This is a genomic window from Streptomyces sp. NRRL B-24572 (assembly GCF_002156145.1).
Taxonomy (GTDB): Bacteria; Actinomycetota; Actinomycetes; order Streptomycetales; family Streptomycetaceae; genus Streptomyces; species Streptomyces vietnamensis.
Genome location: NZ_MWIG01001056.1, coordinates 1 through 1153, shown reverse-complemented (window position 1 = coordinate 1153; position 1153 = coordinate 1). Strand labels below are relative to the sequence as shown.

2 protein-coding genes are annotated in these 1153 nt (G+C 70.5%); both read right to left on the bottom strand.

Going from position 1 to position 1153, the window contains the following annotated elements:
* Positions 1-447, bottom strand: a 447-nt coding sequence (locus CCN56_RS40075; RefSeq protein WP_143664826.1) for an ATP-binding cassette domain-containing protein, incomplete at its 3' end; no start/stop codon positions are given.
* Positions 440-1153, bottom strand: a 714-nt coding sequence (locus CCN56_RS40070) for an ABC transporter permease (RefSeq protein WP_107484318.1), incomplete at its 5' end; no start/stop codon positions are given. The genes CCN56_RS40070 and CCN56_RS40075, both read right to left, overlap by 8 nt.

The window sequence follows — 1153 nt, the reverse complement described above, 5'->3', positions numbered from 1 at the left end:
GCGGCTCATGCCCATGGCGAGGCCGCCCAGGATCACGTTCCGCTCGCCGGTCAGATCGTCCATCAGGGCCGCGTTGACGCCGAGGAGGGAGGGCTGTCCATGGGTGTAGATCCGGCCCCGGTCCACGGGCTGGAGGCCCGCGACGGCCTTCAGGAGGGTGGATTTCCCGGATCCGTTCGAACCGATCAGGCCGATCGCCTCGCCCCGGTGCGCGACGAAGCTGACCCCCTTCACGGCGTGGACCCGGCGGCCGGCGGGCGCCGTGCGCCGCTGCAGCATCCGGCCCAGGGCGGCGGTGGCGGCGCCTCGGCCGCCGGGGTGCCCGCCGTGGACGGTGTACGTGACGTGGACGCCGTCGGCGATGACGGTGGGGGTTCCCCGTGTCGCCTTCTGCGTGTCGGTGACGACGGTGGGGGTTCCCTGCGCCGCCTTCTGCGTGTCAGCCACGGCCGTACGTCTCCTCCGCCTTCCAGAACCAGATGAAACCGCCCGCGAAGACGAGGAGGGCCCAGCCGGCGGCGAGCGCCCACACGTGCGGCGGCAGCTGCGACGCCGTGAAGCTCTCGATCAGCGCGAAGCGCATGAGGTCGATGTAGACCGCCGCCGGATTGCACTGGAGGGCCAGCACGACGGCCTCCGGGAAGCGCCCGCTGTTCGCCAGGTTCTGGATCGAGAACATGGCGCCCGAGGCGTACATCCAGGTGCGGAGCACGAACGGCATCAGCTGGCTGACGTCCGGCGTGCGGGCCGAGACCCGGGCCAGGACGAGCGCCAGGCCCGTGCTGAACAGCGCCTGGAGGAACAGCGCGGGGACGGCGAGCAGCCAGCTCCAGGTCGGGAACTCGCCGAAGCAGACCAGGATCGCGGCCAGGGTGGCGAGCGAGAACAGCAGCTGCTGGAGCTGCTGGAACGCGAGTGAGATCGGCAGGCTCGCGCGCGGGAAGTGCAGGGCGCGGACCAGGCCCAGGTTGCCGCTGATCGCCCGGGTGCCGGCCAGGGCCGTGTTGGAGGTGAAGGTCCACACGAAGATGCCGGTCATCAGGAAGGGGACGTAGTCGGGCACGCCGTTCTTCGCGTTCATGATGACGCCGAAGATCAGGTAGTACACGGCCGCGTTGAGGAGCGGGGTCATCACCTGCCAGACCTGGCCCAG